A 24014-nucleotide genomic window follows, 5' to 3' on the forward strand; every position below is an offset into this window, starting at 1 on the left:
TATTCCCATCACATTTTAGGAGGAAACAACCATGTCACATTCAAAACCATTCCCACGTATCCCTCGTCTGCTAGAAACGTCGCGCATATATCTGCGCCCTTTCGAGATTACAGATGTGGATGCTTACTTCCCTGGCCTGTTTGACGCCGAGATGCGCAGGCTGACGGGAACACAGAACAGTTTCACACGTGCTCAGGTTGAACGTTATGTTGAGAATGCAGCACAGGATGACTCCAGATTGATGCTACTGATTGCTTTACAGGAAAATGACCAGATCATCGGAGATGTCGTCCTGATGGACATGCATGCCAAGAATCGCAGTGCACATATTCGTGTGGCCATTGATCAGGCGGCGCATCAAGGAAAAGGTTATGGTAGTGAGGCGTTGCTACTTATGCTGGACTACGGCTTCGGCATCTGTAACCTGCATCGAATCGAGCTTGAGGTGTACGCCTTCAACGAGCGAGCCATTCGCACGTATGAGAAGCTCGGCTTCCAGCGCGAGGGTGTGAAGCGGGATGCTTTGTTCTACAACCATCAATATCATGATGCGATTCAGATGAGCATGCTGGAGAAAGAGTTCAGACAACGTCATATGAAAGATCAGGCAGGGAATGATTGAGTTTCCAATCAGCCAAACTCAAACCAAAAAACCGGGGGATTTAGCACCCTTCCCCGGTTAGAAACTTCAGATGACCCGTCAGCACCGAAAGCTCGGCGGGTGTCTTCATATACAATTCGCCATCCGTATCAGCTGACATCGGCGCATCTGTCTTCACTTTTAACGTAGATGCCTTAAAGTATGAAATGCTCTCACTCTGAGGTTGCCAATCTCCCTCCGGCTTGTGCGACAGAATCTCTCGCAGCAGCGGAATCCCTGTCTCATGAATTATGAGCACGTCCAGCTCCCCATCCTGCAATGCATTCGGTGCAAAGGGTAATGCATTTGTTCCCAGAAAACGACCATTGGCTGCATAGATCATCACCGCTTTGCCTTCCATCTCTTTCCCATCCGCCTCCAGTTGGTAACGAAACGGCTCTGTATGACTAATTGTCTGTAAGGTGCTGATAAAATAACTGATCTTACCCAGCGCGCCTTTCAGATTCTCGTTAATATTCTGCGATGCATCACTGATCAAGCCAACACCGAAAAAGTTCGTGAACACCCGATCATTAGCCCGTCCAACATCAATGGACACCACACGACCCGCCAGCATTTCTTGTGCCGCAGTCTCTGCATCGGGTGAAATACCGAGCGAACGCGCAAAGTCATTACAGGTACCCCCAGGTAATATACCAATCAACGGAGGATGTTGCAGATCAGCCAGTCCATTCACGCATTCATGCACCGTGCCATCCCCGCCCAGGATAAACACCACATCGAATTGTTCTCCGCGTTCAAGACACAACTTCTCTCCTTCACCCGGTTCATCTGTACGTACAATGACGAGTTCGTGGACAGCGGGAGCCAGCACACCAGCCACAAGGCCCACTGTATTCTCACGATTGGCCTTGCCCGAATGATGATGATGAATTAACAACGCTTTGTTAAACTCCATCCCTCTTCCTCCATTCCAATGCTTGTTACCCTTTACCCACAAAGGTTGAAGCCGTAAACAGGCCTTTCGCTAAGTACTCATCATGATCCAGAATAGGTTCCCCCATCAAGTATGCATCCTAATCGTCATTCATTCGTAATAGCTATATACGTTCAAGACAGAATACCTACTTATTTCCTTGTTTAACCAGAATGTATGCATGAGAAAAAGGGTTTCTCCGCACCTTAATGTCATAAGGCCGCAAATTTTGCTGGTGAGAACCCATTCAAATCGATTCAAAACGGTTATATCTATACCATATACGAATGGAGGGATTCCCTATGATTCCGGCAACGTTGGAACAATTGGAGCAAGTTCGCAAGGAATGCCGTACCATGGTTCGCAAAAGAGCTACCGCATCTGCCGGTACAACACTCGTTCCGCTGCCCGGTACAGACGTACTGGCTGATGTGGGGATGCTGATGCAGCTGTTGCCTGCCATTAACAATAAATTCGGATTATCGCAAAAACAGCTGGACGGCATGGACCCCGAGACCAAATCCATGATCTATGGATTCGTCATGTCCATCGGAAGTAAAGTCATTGGTCGTATGATCACCAAGGAATTGGTGGTACAGGTTCTGAAAAGAGTGGGCGTACGCGTAGCTACCAAATCCGTCGCCAAATTTGTTCCATTTGCAGGACAAGGACTGGCTGCCGCACTCAGCTTCACAGCCATGCGCTATGTGGGGAACAAACATGTGGATGACTGTTATGAGGTTGTGAAACGCATGATTGAGCAGCGCGAATTGATCCCAGGGGAGCCTGCTCCATCTGCACTGGACGAAGCTAACAGCGACGACGTGAAGATAGAAGCGAAGTCGATCTCTAGCAACGGCGCAGATGAACCTGCGAAAGAGTCTAAGGATCAGTAAATAAATAATTCATCTTATAGTGTCAATCCTCTGGATATACGACAAATAGCCGGAAGCATCCCTAAGGGTGCTCCCGGCTATTCTTTTTAATTCAATCTAAGGATCAGATCGCCTGCGGTTGCTGCTCCGCAAACTGACTATTGTACAGATCCGCGTAGAAGCCCTGACTTGCCATCAGTTCCTCATGATTGCCCTGTTCAATCACGTTACCATGATCCATCACCAGGATCAGATCGGCGCCGCGAATGGTGGACAAACGATGTGCAATGACAAAGCTCGTGCGATCCTTCATCAGATCATTCATTGCTTTCTGGATAAACACTTCGGTTCGTGTATCCACGCTACTCGTCGCTTCATCCAGAATGAGGATGGCCGGGTTCGCCAGAATCGCTCTTGCAATGGTCAGCAACTGTTTCTGCCCTTGAGAGATGTTCGACGCCTCTTCATTCAGCACCGTATCATAACCATCAGGCAGTGTACGGATAAAGTGATCCGCATGTGCCGCAACGGCTGCCTTAATTACATCCTCTTCCGTAGAACCCTCCCGACCATAAGCGATGTTGTCCCGAATTGTTCCGTTGAACAACCAGGTATCCTGAAGCACCATGCCGAACAGACTACGCAACTTGCCACGCTCCATGTCCTTAATGTCGGTACCGTCAATCGAAATTCGACCATCCTGAATTTCGTAGAAACGCATTAACAGGTTGATCAGGGTGGTTTTACCGGCTCCCGTTGGTCCAACAATGGCTACCGTCTGTCCCGGTTTTACGTCAATATTCATGTTATGAATGAGCAGTTCATTTTCTTTATATCCAAAATTAACACCTTGAAATGCAACCGCACCTTTAGGCTGCTGTAATTGCACGGGTTGTTTGGACTCAGGAACTTCTTCCTCTTCATCCAGCAACTCGAATACCCGTTCTGCCGAAGCAATCGTTGATTGAATGATATTGGAGATATTTGCAATCTGGTTAATCGGTTGTGTGAATTGACGGGAGTACTGTGTGAAGGCCAGAATATCCCCGATAGAGATAGATCCGCGTGTAACGAAAATCCCACCAACCACACAGATCAGCACATAACCCAGGTTACCCACAAAACTCATGAGCGGCATAATAATACCCGAGATAAACTGGGCTTTCCAGCCAGATTCATACAGTTCTTCATTGACCTTCTCAAATTGCTGTACGGATTGTTCTTCACGTCCAAATGCTTTGACGACTTTGTGTCCCGTGTACATCTCTTCGACATGACCGTTCAGTTCCCCCAGGGATTTCTGTTGACCGGCAAAGTGTTTTTGTGAACGGGAAGCGACCAGCATGACAACAACCACACTGAGTGGCAGCGTCAAAATCGTGATCAGCGTCATCCATGGACTAATCGTCAGCATCATGATAATTACGCCGACAATTGTGACGATAGACGTAATGAACTGTGCCAAACTTTGCTGAAGTGTATTACTGATATTGTCCACGTCATTCGTGGCACGGCTAAGTGTCTCCCCAGTTGTGCGGGAGTCAAAATATTTCAAAGGGAGACGTCCAACCTTCGCACTGATCTGCTCACGCATGTCATACACAACACGTTGAGCCACACCAGCCATCAAGTATTGCTGAACATACATAAATGCAGCACTGAACAGATAGAGTCCGCCAAGCAGGTATAATACTTTCATCAATGCAGGAAAATCAATCCCGGCTCCCTGTACACCCTGAAGGATGGCAATGGCGCCTTTACTGAGAATATCCGTTCCTTCTGCCATAACTTTTGGACTGATGATGCTGAATACGGTACTCAAAGTGGCTGCAACCAGCACACCTAACAGACGAGAACTATGGGGCTGGAGATAACGAATCAAACGCCGCAGTGTACCTCTGAAATCTTTTGCTTTCTCAGCGGGAGGTCGCATGCCCATTCCGGGACCTGGACCCGGCCCACCATGGGGACGAGGCGACTTGCGTTCTGTACGTTCACTCATGCGATCTCCTCCTCTGTCAGCTGGGAGGATACAATCTCGCGATACACTTCATTGTGCTCCAGCAGCTCTTTATGTGTTCCTGAACCGACAATTCGGCCCTCATCCATAACCAGAATGCGATCGGCATCCATTACTGTACTTACGCGTTGCGCAACAATTAGCACAGCCGCTTCTGTCGTTTCCGACTTCAGCGCAGCACGAAGTTTAGCATCCGTTTTGAAATCGAGAGCAGAGAAACTGTCATCAAAGATATAAACTTCCGGACGGCGAACAAGTGCGCGAGCGATGGACAGACGTTGCTTTTGTCCACCAGATACGTTGTTACCACCTTGCGCGATAAGGCTGTCATATCCATCTTTCATCTCGGTAATGAAGTTCTCAGCCTGAGCCGTACGGGCCGCATGAACAACTTCATCCATTGTGGCATCGTCTTTCCCGTGACGGATATTCTCCGTAATCGTACCCGTGAAGAGGACTGCCTTTTGGGGTACAAAGCCAATCTTGGCACGTAGATCTTCCTGCCTAATTTCACGCACATCCGTACCATTCACCCTAACACTGCCTTCGGTCACATCATAAAATCGTGGAATAAGACTGAGCAATGTCGATTTCCCAGAACCCGTACCACCAATGATGGCTGTTGTCTCACCTGAGCGAGCCGTGAAGGAGATATCGGACAAAGCTGGATTCTCTGCGCCCGGATAACGGAAGGTTACATTGTCAAACTCAATCATACCCTGCATGGATTTCATACCACGAGGCTGCTCGGGATTGCTAAGATCCGGCTGCATATCAAGCACTTCGTTGATCCGTTCTGCCGATGCTGAAGCTCTTGGAATCATGACAAAGATCATCGAAACCATAATCAGTGAGAACATGATTTGCATTGCATATTGAATGAAGGCAATCAATGCACCGATGTTCATATTGCCGCTGTCGATCCGCATTCCACCAAAATAAAGGATGGCAATCATCGAAAAGTTCATAACAAGCATCATCACAGGCATGATGGTCGCCATGAGCACATTAACTTTGATCGATGAATCTCTCAGTTCTGTATTGGCCCCGTTAAAGCGCACTTTCTCATGCTCCCCACGGTTAAAGGAACGAACAACCCGAATCCCTGTTAACTGCTCACGCAGCACCAAGTTGAGACGGTCCAGCTTTTTCTGAATGGTTTTGAACAAAGGTAAACCCTTGGCACCAATCAGCGCAATGGCTCCACCTAGTATCGGAAGCACGACCAGGAAAATCGTAGATAATTTGGCGTCCTGAGATACCGCCATGAAGATACCCCCGATACACATGAGCGGAGCCATAATCATCATACGCAGCATCATCGTAAGTACGTTCTGTACCTGCGTGATGTCATTCGTCGTACGCGTAATCAGTGAAGCAGTCCCCATCTTATCGAACTCCTGGAGCGAGAAGTTCTCCACATGGCGGAAAACTCTACTACGCAGTTGTTTGGCAAATCCACCTGCTGTTCGAGATGAGAGGTAACTGGCAATCACCGAACACGCTGTTCCGCCAATCGCGATAACCAGCATCCATCCACCAATCTGCCAGATATACGGGATATCTCCTTTTATGATGCCGTAATTCACAATATCTGCCATTAGTGTAGGCAGGTACAATTCAGCAAGCGACTGAAACAGTACCAAAACCAGAATGAAAATAATCGGAATTCGGTATGGCTTCAGCATGCGAAACAGTTTCATCATGGCGTATCATCTCCTCTTGTCGAATCATCCTTTTGCAAGGAAGTTAATGTATCAAAAAAGGTGTATACCTTAGTCAACAACTCAGCCAGCTGAGTACTGTCTTCTTCTCCCAGATGTTTAACGAGTTTGTTGAAAATCTCCATGCGCTCTTCATGAGCAACCCGAATGACTTCACGGCCTGCTTCAGTAATCGTGATGCGAACAGCACGTCGATCCTCCGGGTCCATTGTCCGCTTGACTAGCCCCTCATCTTCAAGCCCCCGAATAACCGGTGTAATGGTCGGTGACTTTACACGTAGCAATGCACTAATTTCGGATACTTTCATCCCTGGATGATTGGATTGGATCGTGTCATTGAAATCAGGCGGATTGTCCTTCCAGTTCAATTGTTCTCCCGGATGCACCCCGTGGAGCAAACAACCCAGCACCATAATTTCATTGTGATTGCGCCCATGAGGTTTATGCTGCTTCCATTTGCCTTTATTAAACTGCATGATGGAGTATAAAAGCTTCTGGGCGACCGGATCTATACCAGTCATAATGGGTTCCTCCTTATTCACAATCTGAATTAATATAGGATTGCTATTAAATAGCTAATCGATTAATTAGGTTTACTAATTATATTTCCGTCGGAGTTGAAATGTCAAATTACAAGTAAGTAGGCGGCTTCTCAAACAAAAAGCAGCGTTCCACTAAGGAAACGCTGCTTTTTTGTGTTTAAGATTAATAAACTGGTGTAGCAGAAAATGCCCAATCAATAATTTTACCAATTACATAACCACCAACTACCGGCACCCATGGCATATCCATCCACCACCTTCCTGAATTCGATAAGCCTATTAAACGCTCAATTATGGAAAAAGAACATAAATAGATCCTAATTATATGGATATTTATAGGAGAGGTTAAGGTAAAGTTTACATATGATCATTAATATGATACCGTTAGTAATAGTGAAAATATTCCATTATTAAGTTTGTAAGGAGATACCTTTATGCTTGAAATATCCAGAAACATATTAGAACATCCGAGACAATTTATATTAATGAATGATATTAAATTTTCTATTCTTGGAAGCTACATCATCAAAAAAGAGAAAAAGATTTTTTTGACTCAGACGGAAAATAAACTACTTTATTTTTTTTGTAATAACTATGACACAAGGGTATATTCCTATGACATAGTAGAATACTTACAAAATTCAACTGATAAAGTGGTATACACTGAACAAAATATATACGTTCATATAAACCGAATTAGAAAGAAATTAGAAATAATCCATCCAAACCGAAAATTTTAATTAATATGAGACCAGGATATATGTTAAATACAAATCCCAAGCTCATAGAGGTGTAGTACATATGAAAGATAATATTTTATTAGAACTCAAAGAATTATATAAAACAGGGAAAAACAAAGAGATACTACAAAATATAACTTTTTCACTCCATCAAGGAGAGGCCATTGCAATAAAGGGTTCTAATGGAGCAGGGAAAAGCACTCTACTTAATGTAATAGCTGGGCTCTCTACTTTTAATAGAGGGCAACGATTATTAAAAAACAACTCACTGATTATCAATTATGTACATGATCAATTTCCAAGAACTATTTTGACTCCTAAAGAATTACTGAGATTTATGGGGAGTACGTCGGGTCTCACTGTTTCTCAAATCGACTCAAAACTAATCAACCTTACCAAAGCCTTACGAATTCAAGAGGATTTAGATACTCCGATGTCACATTTTTCAAAAGGTATGGTGCAAAAAATCAATATCATTCAGGCTCTAATTGAACATACGGATATATTGCTTCTAGATGAACCCTTAACTGGTTTAGATCTAGATTCTCAATCAGAATTCATCCAACTTATCAAACAAGTAAAGAATAATGGTACAGCAATCATAATTACAAGCCATGAAGAATATATCCTCAACGAAATATCTGACAAAGTACTCGTCTTAGAATCCGGGAAGATTGTTAGTGTAGACTTAATCCATAAGCTAAATGCGGTTCACTTTACTAAAGTTCATTTCCAATTACCAGATTCACATATCTTAAATATGTATGAATTCGAATCTTTAGAAAAGACAAATAATTATGAATATTACGGAATTCTGAATTCTGAGTACCGGGAAAAACTTATATTGAATATCATTAATCAGAATGGACTTATTTTGAGAGTTGAGTGACTAACGAACTCTTCGTTTAGAAAGGATAGACATGAACGCCTTAATACGATTTAATATTTACTACTACTTTAAAACTAATCGTTATTTAGTTCCTTTCGTTCTACATTTTATATTTTTATATTTTATATATGGTTCTGGCAATATTCCTTTACAAGAAGGGTATATTCTAACTACGATTTCAATATTTCTTTGTTCATTTTTTATTGGATTTGTGATAATTGATTCGGAACCTGTCGTTATACAGAAATTATTTGTTTTACATTATAGGATAAGGTTAAAAAAATTCTATTTAACCAAAATTCTCACAGTAGGGCTAATAGCATCTCTGCTTATTGTCCTCAATATCCTGTGTCCTATATTTCTCTTTGGAAATTTTCAAGCAGATGTAATGATTACAGCACTAGGAATTCAAATTTCAACTGCTATCAGTGGCGGCGTACTGGCTATGTTTCTTAGTAAAAAGATGATATCGGACCGTATCCTAGCGATTATCTTTGCCTTTGTGATTGTGGTCTTATCTCTCTCAGCAACAGGTATACGTAATATGCTTCCAGATTATTTGCATTTTATTCTATATCTTTTACCGCCTGTACACCTCAGTATAAAAGCAATAACCGAACCCAATCTAAGCGATGTATTTTTCCCTTGTATATATGCTATTGTCATCACTACTATCTGGATTAATATCATTAGTAAAAGATCATTTTGAAAGGGGTTATACTGTGTTTAAAAACATCATTTTACTATTAATTTCATATGTAATTTCTCGTATTTTAATTCACTATGTAACATTCAATATTTCAAATTCCATTTTAAAAAATTTTCTCGACATTCTTGTTTTCGCACTTATTTTTTGGGCCTTTCTTTCAATCTTCAAATCACGAAAAAAAGAAAACAATGATGAGCATTAAATTTATGATGTTAAGCTGATTATATAGTTTTAAGTTTTAGAATAAGAAAATAAAAAGATAAATACCGTCCACTGTTTTGATAAGGAACGGTATTTATCTTTTTAAGTATCTATTCGTCTGTCTCTAACAGGACACAAAACGAATAATTAGCAAAAATAATCAGGACTTCGAAGCAGAGACCGTCTTGAGCGCTGAAGCAAACGGGAAATATTCTTTTGCATTGTTGTAGGCAATGCCCTGCACGATCTGACCGAGCAACTCCATATCCTGCGGTGCCTCCCCTTGTTCGGCCCATTCACCGATGAGGTTGCAGACCAGACGACGGAAATACTCATGCCGGGTGTAGGACAGGAAGCTGCGTGAATCGGTTAGCATGCCGACAAATCGGCTGAGCAGACCCACATTCGCCAGTGCCTTCATCTGAGCGAGCATGCCGTCCTTCGTATCATTGAACCACCATGCTGCACCAAGCTGGATTTTGCCAGGAATACCCCCGCCCTGGAAGCTGCCGATGATCGCCGCAAGCACTTCGTTGTCCCTTGGATTCAGAGAATACAGAATCGTTTTGGGCAGTGCTTGCTGCTCATCCAACGCATCAAGTAATCCAATCATCGCTGACGACAGCGGTGTATCATTCACGGCATCGTAACCCGTATCCGGCCCCAGTTTGGCAAACATCCGCGTGTTATTATTACGGGCGGCATTAATGTGGAACTGCATCACCCAGCCCCGATCTGCATACAGTTTGCCAAGGAATGTCAGCGTCACCGTCTTATACTTTTCCTCTTCCTCACGACTCACCTTGTGGCCCGCAAGCGCCTTTGCAAAGATGGCAGCCGTTTCTTCGCGTGTAGCCATGCCGTAAGGAACATAATCAAGTGCATGGTCAGAGACTCTACCACCTACGGAATGGAAGAATTCCACCCGGGACTCCAGCGCAGCAAGGAATGAATCATAGTCGGAAATCGCGGTGCCGGATGCCTGTGACAGCTTGCCCACCCATTCCGTGAAGGTATCGCGGTTCAATTCGAGCCCTTTATCCGGACGGAAGGATGGCAATACGGCTGTATCAAAGCCTTCGATTTCCTGAATCTTCAGATGATACTCCAGAGAATCCGTTGGATCATCGGTTGTGCACACAACAGTGACATTGGATTTGGTAATCAGATCACGTGCACCGAAACCGTCACTGTTCAGTTTGGCATTTACTTTGTCCCAGATGGTCGGTGCGCTTGTCTCATTCAATACTTCGTAGACACCGAAGTATCGCTGTAATTCCAAGTGAGACCAGGCGTACAGCGGATTACCAATCATCATAGGGACCGTTTTGGCGTAAGCCAGGAAACGATCGTAATCGGTCACACCTTCGCCGCCGGTCACATATTGCTCTTCAATTCCGTTTGCGCGCATAAGCCGCCATTTGTAGTGATCGCCGTATAACCAGGCTTCTGTAATATTGCCGAAGGTTTTGTTCTCGTAGATCTCCTGAGGACTGAGGTGGCAATGATAATCAATAATGGGCATGTCTTTGGCATAACCCTCATATAATTTGATCGCCGTTTCATTGTGCAGCAAAAATTGTTCGTCCAGAAAAGATTTCATTCGCCTCGCACGCTCCCTTTAGGTGAGTTTACGTTCATATGGGTTCACTTCCCATCTTTACGCTACACTGTTTACCATCAAAGTTCAATATAAAATGATAGCGTTATCAAAAAAGGTTGATTTAGGCATATATTCGGGAACAAGGTATACTGGATTTAACGCAAGGATGCTGATCTGAAGATCACACAAGGAGATGAAATTGAATGAAAATTACTTTTCTCGGCACAGGAGATATGTTCAGCGTAGAGCAGCACCACAATAGTATGTTGGCTGAATTCGGTGACACGCATCTGGTCATTGATTTTCCGGAATCAAATGCCAAAGCACTCAAGGAATATGGATTCCCCATGACCGATATCCACAACGTTTTCATTACGCATCTGCATGAAGATCATATTAACGGTGTACAGATGCTGGGTTATTACGCACAGATTGTGGGCGACCGCAAACCCCGTCTGTTCATCCACGAACAATTAGTAGATCCGCTCTGGAACATTCTATCCCCCGGCATGCGCTACACAACGGATGGTGAACGTACCATGAGCGATTACTACGATGTCGTTGCCCTGCCAGATGGAGGCACATTTGAACTGGGCGGCGTGACGTTTGAGACGTTTCGAACACAGCATGTTCCCGGTATGGTCAGCAATGGGCTACTCGCCAAGCCTTACTTCTATTACAGTGCAGACAGTACACTCGACCAAGAACGGGTGGAGCAGATTGCCACTGATGTGCAGCTGATTTTCCATGAATGTCATATGCATGATCTGGTGATCAAATCCCATACTTCATTGAAGGATCTGGAGCAGTTACCCACAGAAGTGAGACAAAAGACGGTGTTGATGCATTATCATGACGAGTACGCCGATGCGGACAAACGGGAACAGTTCAACCGCGAGCATGATCTGCGAATGGTTGGCACGTTGGAATCATTTGAGTTGGAGTAGGTAAACGGAGGTCCAATAAACAGGCAGCGTCTACTCAGATTCCTCAGATGGAACTAGTGGGCGCTGCTTTCTCCTATTTTTCTATCCCCCATGACTTCATATATTCTATCGTCCTCGGGGACGGCTCGGCCTGGATATAAAAATATTCTTCGGTTCGCTGATCATTTGGCCCATAGGAAATTTTGATATACATATCCGCATAACGCTGGAGGATATTGCTATCGATCTCCGCCTTTGGCTTCAAGACATAACTCCTGCTCAAACTCAAACCAAGCGGTTCCTTGTCAGGCCCTAAACTAATCTCGTGTGTATTGCTCACATTGGAATGAAATAACTCTCCGGCATCTATTCGATTTATCATGTTGGAATTGAGAGTGAAGGACTGAATGACATTATCCATGGGCACCCGAGCCTCATTTACCAAAATCTCATAAGAAATCCGGTCAACTCCGGATTCATGACTCACATCCACCGTTGCTGTCAAAGTATATTCATCTGGCGAGTTCGTCTGAAAAGACTCAGGTCTCTTCGTAACCTGCTCCATCAAATCTCTTCGCTCCGAATTTTGCGTATACTCATCAGTTCGCTTCGGTTCACCCGCTGGCCCCTGGTTTGTTCCCAAACTGCAAGCCCCCAGACACACGGCTATTACACATAGGTACATGACTAACGGGAAGAAACGGTTCATCTCTCTTTTGGGACTCATGCCATCCCTCCTCTTCTCCAATCCTCTGTAATAATATCGCTTATTACATTGTCTCATTTGGTTTTCGAACGCTTCATATTTGGATTATTGTACCATGTATTAAGATATGAAAACGAACTGTTTCTTTCTCATTTCATGTTTTTACTTGTAGCAGTATTTCGAGTACATATGGTAGGTTTAACTCACGTTAAGCTAACGAATCCCATGCAAAAAACCACCTGAACACAGGTATACTCGCTCTCCTGTTCAGGTGGTTTAACGATCTATTTATATACTGTTATCATATCAATCGGTGTATCATTTCTTACCCTGCCCCGCACATGCCGTTACTCAGCGTCAGCGCAGTCCTCATTCTGTTCAGGAAAAGCCCATACCGAGACGCCTCCACCGCACACATGGAAGGTGGCCCAGCCGTCTTCCTCAATGGTAATCTGATCATCACAGCTGTTCGTCAGATCCACCCAGACTTCACCAGCACGATGCTCTCCGATGAACATTCTCTTCTCACCGTCATCCCCGTTGGAGATGACCACCGCACAACCGGAACCTTCGATTTCCTCTACGCCGCGACGCACCCAGCCAATCGTGTTGGCGTGATCGAAGTAATCTTCCTGCTCTCCATATGCCTTGTTGCAACGGGCGGACAGCAGAATGTCCAAAATCTCTTTTTTGCCATCCACAGGTTCAGGTCCACCAATGCCGTAATAATCCCCATAAAATACAACCGGATAACCATCGCGACGTAATAACGTCAACGCATAAGCGCTCGGCTTAAACCAATCTCCAATCCACGATTCCAACGCTTCATGAGGTTGGGAGTCATGATTATCTACAAAAGTGACCGCATGTGTAGGATGGGTCTGCACCAAGGTATCATTAAAAATTTTGGAGAGATCAAAGTCCCTACCTGCAAGCGAAGCCTCATGCAGCTTGTAGTGAAGAGACACATCGAACAGATCGATCTGATAATCTACCGTATCGAGGAATTCACGACATGCATCCAGGTTCGAATTCCAAAACTCGCCTACGATGTAGAAATCCTGACCGCGTTTGCGGATCATCTCTGCTGCAAATTCCTTAATGAAGTCGTGGTTGATATGCTTGATGGCATCAAGCCGGAACCCGCCACATTGGAGCGTATCGATCAGCCATTTGCCCCAATCGATCATCTCGCGCCGAACATCCGGGTGGTTATAATCTATATTGGCGAACATCAGATAGTCATAGTTGCCAAACTCATCATCAACATTCTCATTCCATTTCTTGTTCTCTCCTGCCATGCGGAATACACCGGTTCGTTTTTCCCTGGCATCATAGTCCGTGCCATTGAAGTGTTCAGAGGTCCACTTAAAAGAGGAATATTGATCCCCCCGACCCGGGAATGTGAACTTGGTCCAGCCCTCAATCTCGAACGGTTTGGATATTTCCTTCGTCCGATCATTCGGATCAACCTCAATCACTTTGAAAACTTCCGTCTCATCTGCCCCCGCCTTGTGGTTCATGACCATATCCACGTAGACAGCAATCCCGCTCTTCTGACACTCGGCAATGGCCTCCACCAGTTCCTGCTTGGTGCCATATTTGGTGCGCACGGAACCCTTTTGGTCAAACTCGCCCAGATCATACAGATCATATACACCATAACCTGTATCCTCAGCCGACACGGCTTTGGTCACAGGAGGCACCCATACCGCATCAATGCCTTTGGCTTTCAATTCCGGGGCCATTTCACCCAGTCGCTTCCAATGGTCTCCGTCTGCAGCCAAATGCCATTCAAAAAACTGCATCATGGTGTGATTTCTCTTCATTACAAACTGACCTCCTTGATTGCTTTCGAAGCGGACCTCGGAACGGATAGGGTATTCGCCGTTGTTCGTTCGTTGCTAACCAAGTTATAACCCTTTCACCCTACCCTTCAATCATATAAAGGAAAGAAAATCGAAAAATATCTGCTATATATGTTGAACTAAAAATTATTTACACTGACACTACGATGACAGAATAACCTTCCAATCGCTGTTATTTCCAGATTTTTTTTGTCCTCTCCGTTATCATGCAAATGATTAGTTCAACTGATATACATGCATCATTTCATTCGTAGTTCGTTTATCAAATTCGTTTATAGTCCCGCCACTCCTCTGGCAGCAGGGAACGATAAGGTTCTTGGATAAATCGATCGTCGACCAGCACCAACACTCCCCTGTCTTCCTCCGTCCGAATCAGCCGTCCACCCGCTTGCAGCACCTTGTTCATACCCGGGAAAATATAGGCATAATTGAATCCGTTGCGTCCTGTCCGATCATAGTAATCACGTAATACGTTGTTCTCCAGACCAATCTGCGGCAGCCCCGCACCTACCACAACGACGCCATTCAAGCGGTCTCCCGGCAGATCGACACCTTCCGAGAATACGCCACCCATGACGGCAAATACCAATCGTGTTCGTTCAGGATTGGGCTGGAAACCATCCAAAAACTGCTCCCGTTCCAGTTCGTTCATGCCTTGCTTTTGTATGACCGTATCCGCTTCACTTGGAAGCTGTGCATAGGTTTCGTATATCTCGCGCATGTAGGGATAAGAAGGGAAGAACACCATTAGATTGCTGCGCGGCCATTCACTTACCAGCTGTTGAAGCATCTCCGCAATGGGTTGCCGGGACTGTTCCCTGTCCTTATATCGCACGGATAAGGGCAGGAGTCTCACATCCAATTGTTCGCGCTGAAACGGCGATGGAATCTGCAATGTATAATCCTCTTCCTCTGCACCCAGCATATCCCGATAATAGCGAAGGGGTGACAATGTAGCCGAGAAATGAATGAGGGATCGGAATCCTTTGGCCGTCTGACGAAGCAGTACCGAAGGATCGAGACAGAATAACTTCACTCTCACTTCACTTCGAACACACTCTGCATACGTAATAAAACGTTCATCATACAGCTTGGCAATACGCAAGAAATTCTGTGCCGTGAAGTAGGCATCGAGCAGCAACTGATCTGTCTCGGCATTCCCCGAACCACCTTCGACCAGGCATTGCTCCGCAACCATGACAAAAGGCTCCAGCCGTTCAATCAGTTCCTCCGGCGCTTCCTGCTGGATGATCTTCCCTTCTTCTCCACCGTTTTTCCGAAGAGTAATCAGATACTTATCAATAGCCCCGGTGTAGTCAACAATGGCTTTGGCAGCAGGCACACTGCTGTCCAGCGACTGGAACTCCCTTTTCACATCCAGGAACACTGCCTTCTCCAGCTCGGCGGAAAACATCGTTCGGCCACGATCGACCAGATTATGGGCCTCGTCCACCAGTAACACCGTCTTGCGTTTCTGTTCCTCCAACATTCTTTTCAGAGAGATCCGTGGATCAAAAATATAGTTATAATCGCAGATCACCGCATCGGCTGCATACGCCGCATCCAGGGAAAACTCAAACGGACACACCCGATGTTTGCGCGCATACTGCTCAATGACCGGACGTGTCATCAACGTCTCATGTTCCAGCATGTCCAGCACGGCCCCGTTAATACGGTCATAATAACCTTCACACATGCCGCACTGCCCCTTATCACAAGCTTCCTCTTCCTTAAAACATATCTTGTCCTTCGCGGTCAGACTGATCACATGCATCTTCAATCCTTCCGATTGCATCCGGGCAAAAGCTTCTTCTGCCGCCACCCGTGTCGTCGTCCTCGCCGTCAGATAGAACAATCGGCTCGCTTCGCCTTCACCAATCGCTTTGACTGTGGGAAACAGCACGGACATCGTTTTACCAATGCCTGTTGGTGCTTTGGCCATCAATCCCTGCCCCTCACGGATCGTCTTGTATACGGCTCCTGCCAGCTTCCGCTGCCCCTCCCGGTATTTGCGAAAAGGAAACGGTAGCTCTTTCACACTGATATCACGCTTTTCTTCATATGCAGCGATCATCTCTGCATAAGGCGCATAACCGGCAATCACTTCTGCCGCAAACTGCTCCAGCTCCTGTCGTTCTGCCATTCGGCGAAACCGTCTTTCTTCATGGGTCACCGAATGCACATACGTCAACTGCACTTGCATGCGTGGTTCATCTTGCTGAACGGCATACATGTAGGCATACATCATGGCCTGCGCCCAGTGTACGGGTAGACCCTCTCCCAGATCATCCAGATTGCCCGCAGTTGATTTGATCTCATCCACCGTCAACTGGCCCTCCAACCGGATCAGGCCATCACATCGTCCCTCCACCACATAGGTCAGCTCCCCATGTTGGATCTCAGCTTCGAGCACAATCTCTTTTAAATCCTCTTCCGTGTACTCCTTCTGTACCCGCTGATGAATTCGAGTTCCCTCCTGCATCGTGGCATTGGTCCGGAACCCTGGACGTATGCTGCCACTGCGGTACACATACTCCACCAGCGGTCTGACTGATATCCGAATTGTTGTCATACGATCACCCGTTCTGTTTGTAGTGACTATACTTTATCATGAAATATGCTTTTGGACACAGCACCACCCTCAAGAAGCGAAAAATATTACAAGGAGAGATTGACATCCCATCGTCGCATAAGTAAAGTTAACTTTACGTAAAGCGAACTTTACTTACGGGAGGATATACTTGCAAAATCTAATCAGAGACAAACGAATACATATGCACATCACACAGGAAGAACTGTCTCAACGGCTAAAGGTCTCAAGGCAGACCATCATATCGTTGGAATCCGGAAAGTACAAACCTTCTCTTGTGCTTGCTCACAAGCTTGCCCAATTATTTGGCTGTCAGATCGAGGAATTATTTATTTTTGAAGGAGATGAGAATATTGAGTTCTGAATTACTGAATCGGATGATCGGGATTGGTGGAATTGTAGCTGGTTTGTTAATTGCAATACTCATTATTTTTTTCACAAGGTTGATTGCAAAAAAGCACAACGGACTGGATGAGCGGTATCTCTATTGTATCACGAGAGCAAAGGCCTTCTCCTGGAATGCGACAACCATCAGTCTTGCTCTGGCTTGGATCCTCGTAGTTATGCTAGACGGAATATCGCTTTCCTTTTTCATTATTACTGCAGTGTTTGTCATTCATTGTTTATCTTCTATTGCGGCAAACCTATACTACTCAGCTCGGAATTAGCCCATCTGTCCGATACACATGAAACCGATTGGACTCGCACAATCCCATATGCTATCTTGAAATAGAATGTACTTAATAAGGAGGCAGCTTCTATGTATATCTATTTGGTTCCTTCACCGATTCCGGATGCACTTGCTGCATACCCGCATCTAACTTTGCGAAGCGAAGATCAGGTGCGCCTGGCTATTGAATCCGCTGAACGCCTGATGAATATCGAGTCTGATGATAAAATAGCCGCATATGAAGCTTTCGATGCCGCAGGTTCCTGGACTGGCGGTGGTTACGCTGTTCTCAACAATATCCCTGTCACAGAAGATGGTCGTAACGATTTTGAAGAACGGTTTAAGAACCGTGCCCGCAAGGTAGAAGACGAGCCTGGCTTTGTCGGTATTCGTGTGCTTCGTCCTTTGAAGGATGACACGTATGTCGTACTTACACTCTGGCAGTCGGAAGAACACTTCAAAGGCTGGCAGGAATCCCAAGCATATAGTCACGCTCACCGAAACCGCAGTACAAGCGAAGGGCTGACCGCACAGAAGCCTACCATGTTCCCCAGACCTTCTTACGTCACAACGTACACTATAGAATAACGGAATGGGTCACATCTGGCTTTTATCGCAGTAGCCCATGTCTTTCAAACCTCTTCCTGCATGGAAGAGGTTTTTTGCCGTCAATTGTTGAATGCTCTCATTTTTGACACAGCCTTGCTGAGATAGGATAATACTTGTTAAATGAAACTTCGGAAGGGAAGGCGGTACCTTGTCACGCAGTTCACTCACCCGATTTCTAAGCGGACCATTTATATTCTTTACCATTATCATGATGATCAAAAGTTCACTGGCCTGGATCGTTATCTTCGATGACATCCCTGTCTGGAAACCACTGCTGACCGAATTGCCGCTCATCTGGATCGGCTTCTGTCTGATTGAGTGGTTTGCTGCCAAGCGACGGATGTGGATGTACCTTGCCGTGGATCTACTGCTCTCAGGGATTTTCTTTGCAGCCATCATGTACTACAAATATTATGGTGTAATCGTTAACTATCACGCGTTGGCACAAGTGAATCAGGTGACCTCGGTCAAGAGCAGCATGTTCTCTTTGCTTGACCCCTATTATTTGTTTATTTTTGCAGACGTTCTGATCATTGGGGGGATACTCATACGTCGCCGGATCAAGCTCGGGAGTACAGAACGCCCGAACCGTATTCCACTTGAACGACGTGCCAGAAGACGGGTTGCCTCGGTCATTCTGACCCTGTCCATGATCCTGTGCATGCTCAACATCTATCCCAATCGGGCCAGCATGAGTGAGCTTACACAAGCAGAACAGATGGGCATCCTCGGTTACGAGGCGTACACGATCCTGGATCGACCTGATAAACCTGTGCCCATCGCTCACATTGATCAGGCTGACATCGACCAGTTGAAGCAAACGACCGAACTTCCTGCGATTGTGGAGCAGGGTGCGGCAAGCGGACGCAACGTGATTATGCTCCAGTTGGAATCGTTCCAGAACTTCCTGATTGGATTAGAGGTCGATGGACAGGAGATCACGCCAAACCTGAATGAATTGGCTAGACAGAGCCTGTATTTTCCCAACTTTTATCAGCAAGTGGGACAAGGAAATACATCAGATGCAGAATTTGTAGTGAATACATCGTTCTACACCCCACCGAACGGGGCAGCAACGACTGTATATGCGGATAAAGCTCTGCCGAGTCTACCCAAGCTAATGTCAGCGAGCGGATATCAGACAGCCACATTCCATACAAATGATGTTCGATTCTGGAATCGGGATCAGTTATACAAGGCACTTGGATTCGACCAGTATTATGATATCGATTATTTCGGCACACAGGACTCTATCGCCTTTTCGGCCTCGGATGAAGTACTGTATTCCAAAACACTGGATAAGCTGGAATCCATGCATTCTTCGGGTGATCCCTTCTATGCCCATATCATCTCCATGTCAGCCCATCACCCGTACACTTTGCCTAAAAACAAGGTGAAGCTGACCCTGCCTGAGCGTTACAAGGATACGTTGCCCGGTGACTATCTGGTATCACAGCATTATGCAGATCAGGCAGTTGGACAGTTGATTGCTGGATTGAAAGAACGGGGATTATGGGAAAATAGCGTGTTTGTCTTGTACGGGGATCACCTGGGGCTTCCCATCTACTCACTGGATCGGGATGACAAAGTCCTTATGAAAGAGTTGTATGGTCGGGAATACACTTCAGCAGATATGATTAATATTCCACTCATTATCTCGGCCCCGGGCGTTACCCCGGGTGTACAACTGGAACAGATCGGAGGCCAGGTGGACATTCTGCCAACGATTGCCGGTCTAACCGGAGTATCGTTAGATGACCAATTACACTTTGGACAGGATTTGTTGCGTGAAGGGGGAAATCTCCTACCCGAACGTTATTACCTTCCTTCCGGGTCGGTGCTAAACGATGCTTCTCTCTTCATTCCGGCGAAAGGATACGGGGACGGAACGCATTATTCCCTGGCTGATGCGGGCAGACAGAATGCCGGGCAACAGCAGATGAATGTTCCTTCAGACAAGATGCCGAAGAATTCGGGAGAAAAGGGATATCCTACACTAGCCACGCCCAATAACAGTGTGGTGTCCTCTTCGCGGTTTATAACGAAGGAACAATATGATCGGGCATTGGATCTTGCACACTTGTCCAACAGTTATTTAAGCCAGCTACCGGACCGAAAATGACGCGAAGTCACTTCAGAGACTACAAGAGCTGATCGATCAATATTCTTTAAAATAATTCAGTAGTTCCGATTGAAAATTTTGGGTAGTAAAACTACGCTCACGATTTTTATGAACAATCAAACCATGTGTAAAACTTATTTTAGAAGTAAAAGGAAGAATGTTTAGGCTACCCATCTTTAGTTCGTTTTTAATCGCTATTTCAGGGACCAAGACAAAACCTTTACCGCAGCATACAAGTTGCTTGATCATCTCAAGACTTGATAGCTCTAAGGCATCTTTAACCACAACCCCTTGATTCTTTAAAACATCAACAGCAGTCGTATGATACAAACAAGACGTGCCACTGCTGATAAAAACCTCTTCGTTTAGAATCTGCGCCCCTGCACTTTCCACTTTCCGAGCCAAATCCTCGGATGCAGCAAAAACAATAGTCTCTTCCATAATCGGATAAAAGAGAATGTCATGTCGCTCAGGGTTTTGCGGAACAATGCCAAAATCCAGCGCATAATCCAGCACACCTTTCAGAATATCTTGATGCGTCCCTTGTTCAATCCGCAAATTTACGCTTTGAACGTTTCTCGTATATTCCTGTACAAATGGAAGCATCCGTGTAAGAAAAAAGGATTCCTGTAATCTAATATTTATTGTTCCACAGGGCTGATTCATTTCGTTCATACTTTCTTTAAGGGATTCACTTAAGTGGACATACTGATACGCATATTTGGAAAATACTTTTCCAGCTTCCGTAGGTTCTACCCCTCGTGGAAATCGATGGAACAATTTCTGTCCGCAGATCTTCTCCAACTGTTGAATATGAGTTGTTACTGTGGACTGGACATAACCTAAGCGCTCCCCAGCTCGGCTGAAACTCTTCTCTTCAAGCAACGCAATAAATGCCTGAAAAAAACGACCCTCTAAGGAATTGATCACATCTTTCACCCTTTGTATTTTAATTTGAAATAGCTAGCATCTAATCTATTCGTTAGTCACATAAACATTTCAATTATACTATAAAATCATCACCCGTTTTACGAGTGCCATCGCAATAAAAATATAACGCTTTGAATTTGAAAAAAATGAGAGGCATTGTATTTGGCCACTTATTCAATCCAGAAGGAGATGTGCAAATGAGGATTCGTTATCAGCAACAGCAGGTTGGAGATGTCGAAGTTTTTTACCGCGAAGCTGGTCCTAAAGATGGTCAGGTTATTTTACTATTACACGGGTTCCCATCCTCAAGTCATATGTTTCGCGACCTAATTCCCAAACTGGCTGAGCAGTACCGCGTCATTGCCCCTGATCTTGCCGGGTTTGGTCTCACAACGACTCCACCGCTTGGTCAATTTGACTTCACATTTGACAGCCTGTTCCGAGTTATTGAAGGTTTTACTGAAGTATTAGCTCTCAAAAAGTATGTATTGTATGTGTTTGATTATGGGGCACCTGTTGGTTATCGTTTGGCAGTGGCTCATCCGGAACAGGTTCAAGCAATTATTAGTCAGAATGGTAACGCATATATCGAAGGGTTTAGTGACGCATGGGGATCCTGGGAGACTTATTGGCACTCTCCAACACCTGAAAACCGTGAAGCATGTCGTAGTTCCTTGACCCCCGAAACTATCCGTAACTTTCAGTATTTTCATGGCACTGATCCCAGCCTTGTTTCACCAGACGGATATTCACTGGATATTGCCTACATGTCGCGTCCGGAAGCTGAAGAAATCCAACTGGATTTGATCCTTGATTATAGAACAAATTTGGATCGTTATCCTGACTTTCAGACCTATTTCCGCCATTATCAACCTCATCTTCTAGCTGTATGGGGTAAAAATGATCCTGCCTTTCTTCCTGCTGGAGCTGTAGCTTATAAGCGCGATATCCCATCTGCAGAAGTGCATTTACTTGATACTGGGCATTTTGCTCTCGAAACACATGTTACCGAGATCCATGAGCTCATTCACCAATTCTTAAAAAAGATATTTTAAGACAAACTTAAATGGGCTCAATCTCAACCTTGAACTAGTGAAATAGAAAAAGCCCGTAGAAGCAGGTCCAATAATGGCCTGTTCTACGGGCTTTTGTATTACTGTTATCATTCGTCATGGTACTTGCGACGTCACCATTTTCTAATGTTCTATCCTGCTCCCTTTTACAACGGCAGTAGTGCAACCGACTTGCAAGCATCCAATTGATCTACCATGGCAAGCCACTCCTGCGGTTTGTTCGGTAACACCGCATAATATCGATTCAGGAACAGGTGCATGCCGTACTTGGCAGCAAGTGATGTGAATAGTTGTTCATATTGCTGCGTAAAGTTCGGCAGATCCTCAATCGTCAGTGCATTGCCTTGTTTGTCTCCAATGGACATTAATTGTGTTGTGAAAAATTCCGGGAAAAGTACAAATTCGGTTCCGTATTCGCTCGCTGTCCGTATGTAATGCTCAGCCTGAGCGGCGAACTGCTCAAATGATCTGATTGTCTGCAATTGGTATTGTACAGCGGATACCCGCAGTTTCATGTTCGTACACCTCCACCATGATTGTGCTTCCATGGGGATATTTCTATTTGGCTCCCTTACTCACCCAGCATCGACTGTGTAAATCCGATCCATTCTCTCGTGGCAAATGAAAGATAGCGGTCCTTCCGCCAGATCATCCCGAGCTGCCATGGAATCACCGGTTCCACCACGGGTATGATGCGTACGCGCATATGGTCCACCTCACGACAGATCGTCTCCGGCAATAAGGCTACACCCAGATTGGCGGCAACCATCGCGCTGAGCAGATCCCACTGGGAGCTCTCATATACCACCCGAGGCTGGAACCCGGCATGCTGGCAGGCCACAATAATCCGGTCATGCAATGCAAAATCTTCCCGAAACAGCACAAAGGCGTCGTTTTCCAGTTCATGCAGCGCAACCGACTCTTTTCCCGCAAGTGGATGTGAAGGGTGTACGAGAAGGTTCAGTTTCTCTTTGACAAACACAAAATGATCCAAAAGCTCATCCACGGTTGGCAGTACGGCAACGCCAATATCCAGTGCACCACTGATCACATCAGCCTCCACTTTTTTGGCACCATCCTCAAACAGCTGAATGGTCACCTGCGGGTAGGCTTTGTGAAATTCGCCAATGATCATGGGGAAAAAGCTTGATCCTACCATCGGCGGCAAGCCAATCCGCAGATGGCCTTTCTTCAAGTTCATCAGATCGTCCAATTCGGATGACAGACTGCGGAATGATTTTTCAATCTCAAGCGCCTGCCGAAAAAACACATGGCCTGCATCGGTTAGCTCCACCTTTTTACCATAACGGTCCAACAACGTGATCCCTAATTCCTCTTCAAGACTCTTGATCGTCTTGCTGATCGTGGGCTGGGTGATATATAAAACTTCGGCGGCTTTTGTGAAACTCTGCTGCCGGGCAACTTCCAGAAAATATTGCAAATGGCGGATATCCATCGGCTGATCCCCACCTCTCATAGATAAATGGAATAGTAAACATTCTTAATATGCATTTTACTCATGAAAGAATGCCATGTAAAATTTATGATAGCAAACAACGTTTCCATTCATTTTCATTTTAACTTAAACGATTACGTTGATTATATAAGGAGCCATTCCGGTAATGAAGTAATTTGAGCTT

Annotated in this window: 21 protein-coding genes and 1 pseudogene; 11 read left to right on the top strand and 11 right to left on the bottom strand. The window is 45.2% G+C overall.

Annotated elements, in window-relative coordinates; genetic code table 11:
• Positions 1 to 31: 31 nt before the first annotated feature.
• Complete coding sequence (locus J7E78_RS25385; RefSeq protein ID WP_215079097.1) at positions 32 to 622, top strand: GNAT family N-acetyltransferase; 591 nt, start codon at positions 32 to 34, stop codon at positions 620 to 622.
• Positions 623 to 662: 40 nt separating this feature from the next.
• Here the strand turns inward: J7E78_RS25385 and J7E78_RS25390 are convergent, their stop codons facing one another.
• Positions 663 to 1559 carry a diacylglycerol/lipid kinase family protein gene (locus tag J7E78_RS25390; protein ID WP_215079099.1) on the bottom strand — a complete coding sequence of 299 codons (897 nt, stop codon included), beginning with the start codon at positions 1557 to 1559 and terminating at the stop codon, positions 663 to 665.
• 320 nt (positions 1560 to 1879) lie between these two features.
• On the opposite strand from J7E78_RS25390, the gene J7E78_RS25395 reads away from it, so the two are divergent.
• On the top strand, positions 1880 to 2473 hold the full coding sequence (locus J7E78_RS25395) for a YcjF family protein (protein ID WP_215079101.1): 594 nt from the start codon (positions 1880 to 1882) through the stop codon (positions 2471 to 2473).
• 103 nt (positions 2474 to 2576) lie between these two features.
• Here the strand turns inward: J7E78_RS25395 and J7E78_RS25400 are convergent, their stop codons facing one another.
• From J7E78_RS25400 to J7E78_RS25410, 3 genes are read right to left on the bottom strand one after another with little or no spacing between them, the layout of a single operon-like run.
• On the bottom strand, positions 2577 to 4454 hold the full coding sequence (locus tag J7E78_RS25400; protein WP_215079102.1) for an ABC transporter ATP-binding protein: 1878 nt from the start codon (positions 4452 to 4454) through the stop codon (positions 2577 to 2579).
• Positions 4451 to 6178: an ABC transporter ATP-binding protein gene (locus tag J7E78_RS25405; protein WP_215079104.1), complete on the bottom strand. Its 1728-nt coding sequence runs from the start codon at positions 6176 to 6178 to the stop codon at positions 4451 to 4453. The genes J7E78_RS25400 and J7E78_RS25405 overlap by 4 nt, the downstream gene beginning before the upstream one ends.
• Positions 6175 to 6717 carry a MarR family winged helix-turn-helix transcriptional regulator gene (locus J7E78_RS25410; protein WP_215079106.1) on the bottom strand — a complete coding sequence of 181 codons (543 nt, stop codon included), beginning with the start codon at positions 6715 to 6717 and terminating at the stop codon, positions 6175 to 6177. Before J7E78_RS25410 ends, J7E78_RS25405 begins: the two co-directional genes overlap by 4 nt.
• A gap of 506 nt (positions 6718 to 7223) precedes the next feature.
• On the opposite strand from J7E78_RS25410, the gene J7E78_RS30125 reads away from it, so the two are divergent.
• The 3 genes from J7E78_RS30125 to J7E78_RS25425 all read left to right on the top strand — a co-directional run bounded on the left by J7E78_RS30125 (position 7224) and on the right by J7E78_RS25425 (position 9076).
• Complete coding sequence (locus J7E78_RS30125; protein ID WP_397330617.1) at positions 7224 to 7478, top strand: helix-turn-helix domain-containing protein; 255 nt, start codon at positions 7224 to 7226, stop codon at positions 7476 to 7478.
• 61 nt (positions 7479 to 7539) lie between these two features.
• Entirely contained in the window at positions 7540 to 8367 is an 828-nt protein-coding gene (locus J7E78_RS25420; RefSeq protein WP_215079110.1) for an ATP-binding cassette domain-containing protein, read from the top strand.
• A 31-nt stretch (positions 8368 to 8398) separates the two neighbouring features.
• Positions 8399 to 9076, top strand: coding sequence for a hypothetical protein (locus tag J7E78_RS25425; protein WP_215079112.1), 678 nt, complete (start codon positions 8399 to 8401; stop codon positions 9074 to 9076).
• A gap of 361 nt (positions 9077 to 9437) precedes the next feature.
• Here J7E78_RS25425 and uxaC read toward each other — a convergent pair whose 3' ends face one another.
• Entirely contained in the window at positions 9438 to 10880 is a 1443-nt protein-coding gene (gene uxaC, locus J7E78_RS25430; RefSeq protein ID WP_215079115.1) for a glucuronate isomerase, read from the bottom strand.
• Between the two features lie 203 nt (positions 10881 to 11083).
• Between uxaC and J7E78_RS25435 the strand changes: the two genes are divergently transcribed.
• Positions 11084 to 11827: an MBL fold metallo-hydrolase gene (locus J7E78_RS25435; protein ID WP_215079117.1), complete on the top strand. Its 744-nt coding sequence runs from the start codon at positions 11084 to 11086 to the stop codon at positions 11825 to 11827.
• A gap of 73 nt (positions 11828 to 11900) precedes the next feature.
• On the opposite strand, the gene J7E78_RS25440 is transcribed toward J7E78_RS25435, so the two are convergent.
• From J7E78_RS25440 to J7E78_RS25450, 3 genes are all read right to left on the bottom strand, one after another.
• Positions 11901 to 12533 (bottom strand): hypothetical protein, encoded by a 633-nt coding sequence (locus J7E78_RS25440; protein WP_215079119.1) that lies wholly within the window; start codon positions 12531 to 12533, stop codon positions 11901 to 11903.
• A 326-nt stretch (positions 12534 to 12859) separates the two neighbouring features.
• On the bottom strand, positions 12860 to 14341 hold the full coding sequence (locus J7E78_RS25445) for an alpha-amylase (RefSeq protein WP_215079121.1): 1482 nt from the start codon (positions 14339 to 14341) through the stop codon (positions 12860 to 12862).
• Between the two features lie 301 nt (positions 14342 to 14642).
• A complete protein-coding gene (locus tag J7E78_RS25450; protein ID WP_215079123.1) occupies positions 14643 to 16952 on the bottom strand; it encodes an ATP-dependent DNA helicase in 2310 nt (769 codons plus the stop codon).
• A gap of 169 nt (positions 16953 to 17121) precedes the next feature.
• Here J7E78_RS25450 and J7E78_RS25455 point away from each other — a divergent pair, with 169 nt between their 5' ends.
• The 4 genes from J7E78_RS25455 (at position 17122) to J7E78_RS25470 (ending at position 20371) form a co-directional block, all read left to right on the top strand.
• Complete coding sequence (locus tag J7E78_RS25455) at positions 17122 to 17334, top strand: helix-turn-helix transcriptional regulator (RefSeq protein ID WP_036612923.1); 213 nt, start codon at positions 17122 to 17124, stop codon at positions 17332 to 17334.
• Positions 17324 to 17638, top strand: coding sequence for a hypothetical protein (locus tag J7E78_RS25460; protein ID WP_215079125.1), 315 nt, complete (start codon positions 17324 to 17326; stop codon positions 17636 to 17638). Before J7E78_RS25455 ends, J7E78_RS25460 begins: the two co-directional genes overlap by 11 nt.
• 92 nt (positions 17639 to 17730) lie before the next feature.
• A complete protein-coding gene (locus J7E78_RS29745) occupies positions 17731 to 18228 on the top strand; it encodes an antibiotic biosynthesis monooxygenase family protein (protein ID WP_215079128.1) in 498 nt (165 codons plus the stop codon).
• A gap of 169 nt (positions 18229 to 18397) precedes the next feature.
• The gene (locus J7E78_RS25470; RefSeq protein WP_251035266.1) at positions 18398 to 20371 is read left to right on the top strand and encodes an LTA synthase family protein; all 1974 of its coding nucleotides are present in this window, start codon (positions 18398 to 18400) and stop codon (positions 20369 to 20371) included.
• Between the two features lie 36 nt (positions 20372 to 20407).
• On the opposite strand, the gene J7E78_RS25475 is transcribed toward J7E78_RS25470, so the two are convergent.
• Entirely contained in the window at positions 20408 to 21301 is an 894-nt protein-coding gene (locus J7E78_RS25475) for a LysR family transcriptional regulator (protein WP_215079130.1), read from the bottom strand.
• Positions 21302 to 21498: 197 nt separating this feature from the next.
• On the opposite strand from J7E78_RS25475, the gene J7E78_RS25480 reads away from it, so the two are divergent.
• On the top strand, positions 21499 to 22356 hold the full coding sequence (locus tag J7E78_RS25480) for an alpha/beta fold hydrolase (protein WP_215079132.1): 858 nt from the start codon (positions 21499 to 21501) through the stop codon (positions 22354 to 22356).
• Between the two features lie 269 nt (positions 22357 to 22625).
• Here J7E78_RS25480 and J7E78_RS25485 read toward each other — a convergent pair.
• Both J7E78_RS25485 and cidR read right to left on the bottom strand, forming a co-directional pair.
• Positions 22626 to 22889: pseudogene (locus J7E78_RS25485) on the bottom strand (nitrilase-related carbon-nitrogen hydrolase); the annotation flags it as partial.
• 56 nt (positions 22890 to 22945) lie between these two features.
• A complete protein-coding gene (cidR, locus tag J7E78_RS25490; RefSeq protein WP_215079134.1) occupies positions 22946 to 23830 on the bottom strand; it encodes a cidABC operon transcriptional activator CidR in 885 nt (294 codons plus the stop codon).
• Positions 23831 to 24014 lie beyond the last annotated feature (184 nt).

This window comes from Paenibacillus polymyxa, assembly GCF_018614975.1.
In the GTDB taxonomy this organism is placed as follows: domain Bacteria; phylum Bacillota; class Bacilli; order Paenibacillales; family Paenibacillaceae; genus Paenibacillus; species Paenibacillus polymyxa_E.

Excerpts from the sequence above, each read along its gene's own strand:
- J7E78_RS25385 (WP_215079097.1), top strand. The coding sequence starts at position 32 with ATGTCACATTCAAAACCATTCCCACGTATCCCTCGTCTGCTAGAAACG.
- J7E78_RS25390 (WP_215079099.1), bottom strand. The coding sequence starts at position 1,559 with ATGGAGTTTAACAAAGCGTTGTTAATTCATCATCATCATTCGGGCAAG.
- J7E78_RS25395 (WP_215079101.1), top strand. The coding sequence starts at position 1,880 with ATGATTCCGGCAACGTTGGAACAATTGGAGCAAGTTCGCAAGGAATGC.
- J7E78_RS25400 (WP_215079102.1), bottom strand. The coding sequence starts at position 4,454 with ATGAGTGAACGTACAGAACGCAAGTCGCCTCGTCCCCATGGTGGGCCG.
- J7E78_RS25405 (WP_215079104.1), bottom strand. The coding sequence starts at position 6,178 with ATGATGAAACTGTTTCGCATGCTGAAGCCATACCGAATTCCGATTATT.
- J7E78_RS25410 (WP_215079106.1), bottom strand. The coding sequence starts at position 6,717 with ATGACTGGTATAGATCCGGTCGCCCAGAAGCTTTTATACTCCATCATG.
- J7E78_RS30125 (WP_397330617.1), top strand. The coding sequence starts at position 7,224 with ATGAATGATATTAAATTTTCTATTCTTGGAAGCTACATCATCAAAAAA.
- J7E78_RS25420 (WP_215079110.1), top strand. The coding sequence starts at position 7,540 with ATGAAAGATAATATTTTATTAGAACTCAAAGAATTATATAAAACAGGG.
- J7E78_RS25425 (WP_215079112.1), top strand. The coding sequence starts at position 8,399 with ATGAACGCCTTAATACGATTTAATATTTACTACTACTTTAAAACTAAT.
- uxaC (WP_215079115.1), bottom strand. The coding sequence starts at position 10,880 with ATGAAATCTTTTCTGGACGAACAATTTTTGCTGCACAATGAAACGGCG.
- J7E78_RS25435 (WP_215079117.1), top strand. The coding sequence starts at position 11,084 with ATGAAAATTACTTTTCTCGGCACAGGAGATATGTTCAGCGTAGAGCAG.
- J7E78_RS25440 (WP_215079119.1), bottom strand. The coding sequence starts at position 12,533 with ATGAGTCCCAAAAGAGAGATGAACCGTTTCTTCCCGTTAGTCATGTAC.
- J7E78_RS25445 (WP_215079121.1), bottom strand. The coding sequence starts at position 14,341 with ATGAAGAGAAATCACACCATGATGCAGTTTTTTGAATGGCATTTGGCT.
- J7E78_RS25450 (WP_215079123.1), bottom strand. The coding sequence starts at position 16,952 with ATGACAACAATTCGGATATCAGTCAGACCGCTGGTGGAGTATGTGTAC.
- J7E78_RS29745 (WP_215079128.1), top strand. The coding sequence starts at position 17,731 with ATGTATATCTATTTGGTTCCTTCACCGATTCCGGATGCACTTGCTGCA.
- J7E78_RS25480 (WP_215079132.1), top strand. The coding sequence starts at position 21,499 with ATGAGGATTCGTTATCAGCAACAGCAGGTTGGAGATGTCGAAGTTTTT.
- cidR (WP_215079134.1), bottom strand. The coding sequence starts at position 23,830 with ATGGATATCCGCCATTTGCAATATTTTCTGGAAGTTGCCCGGCAGCAG.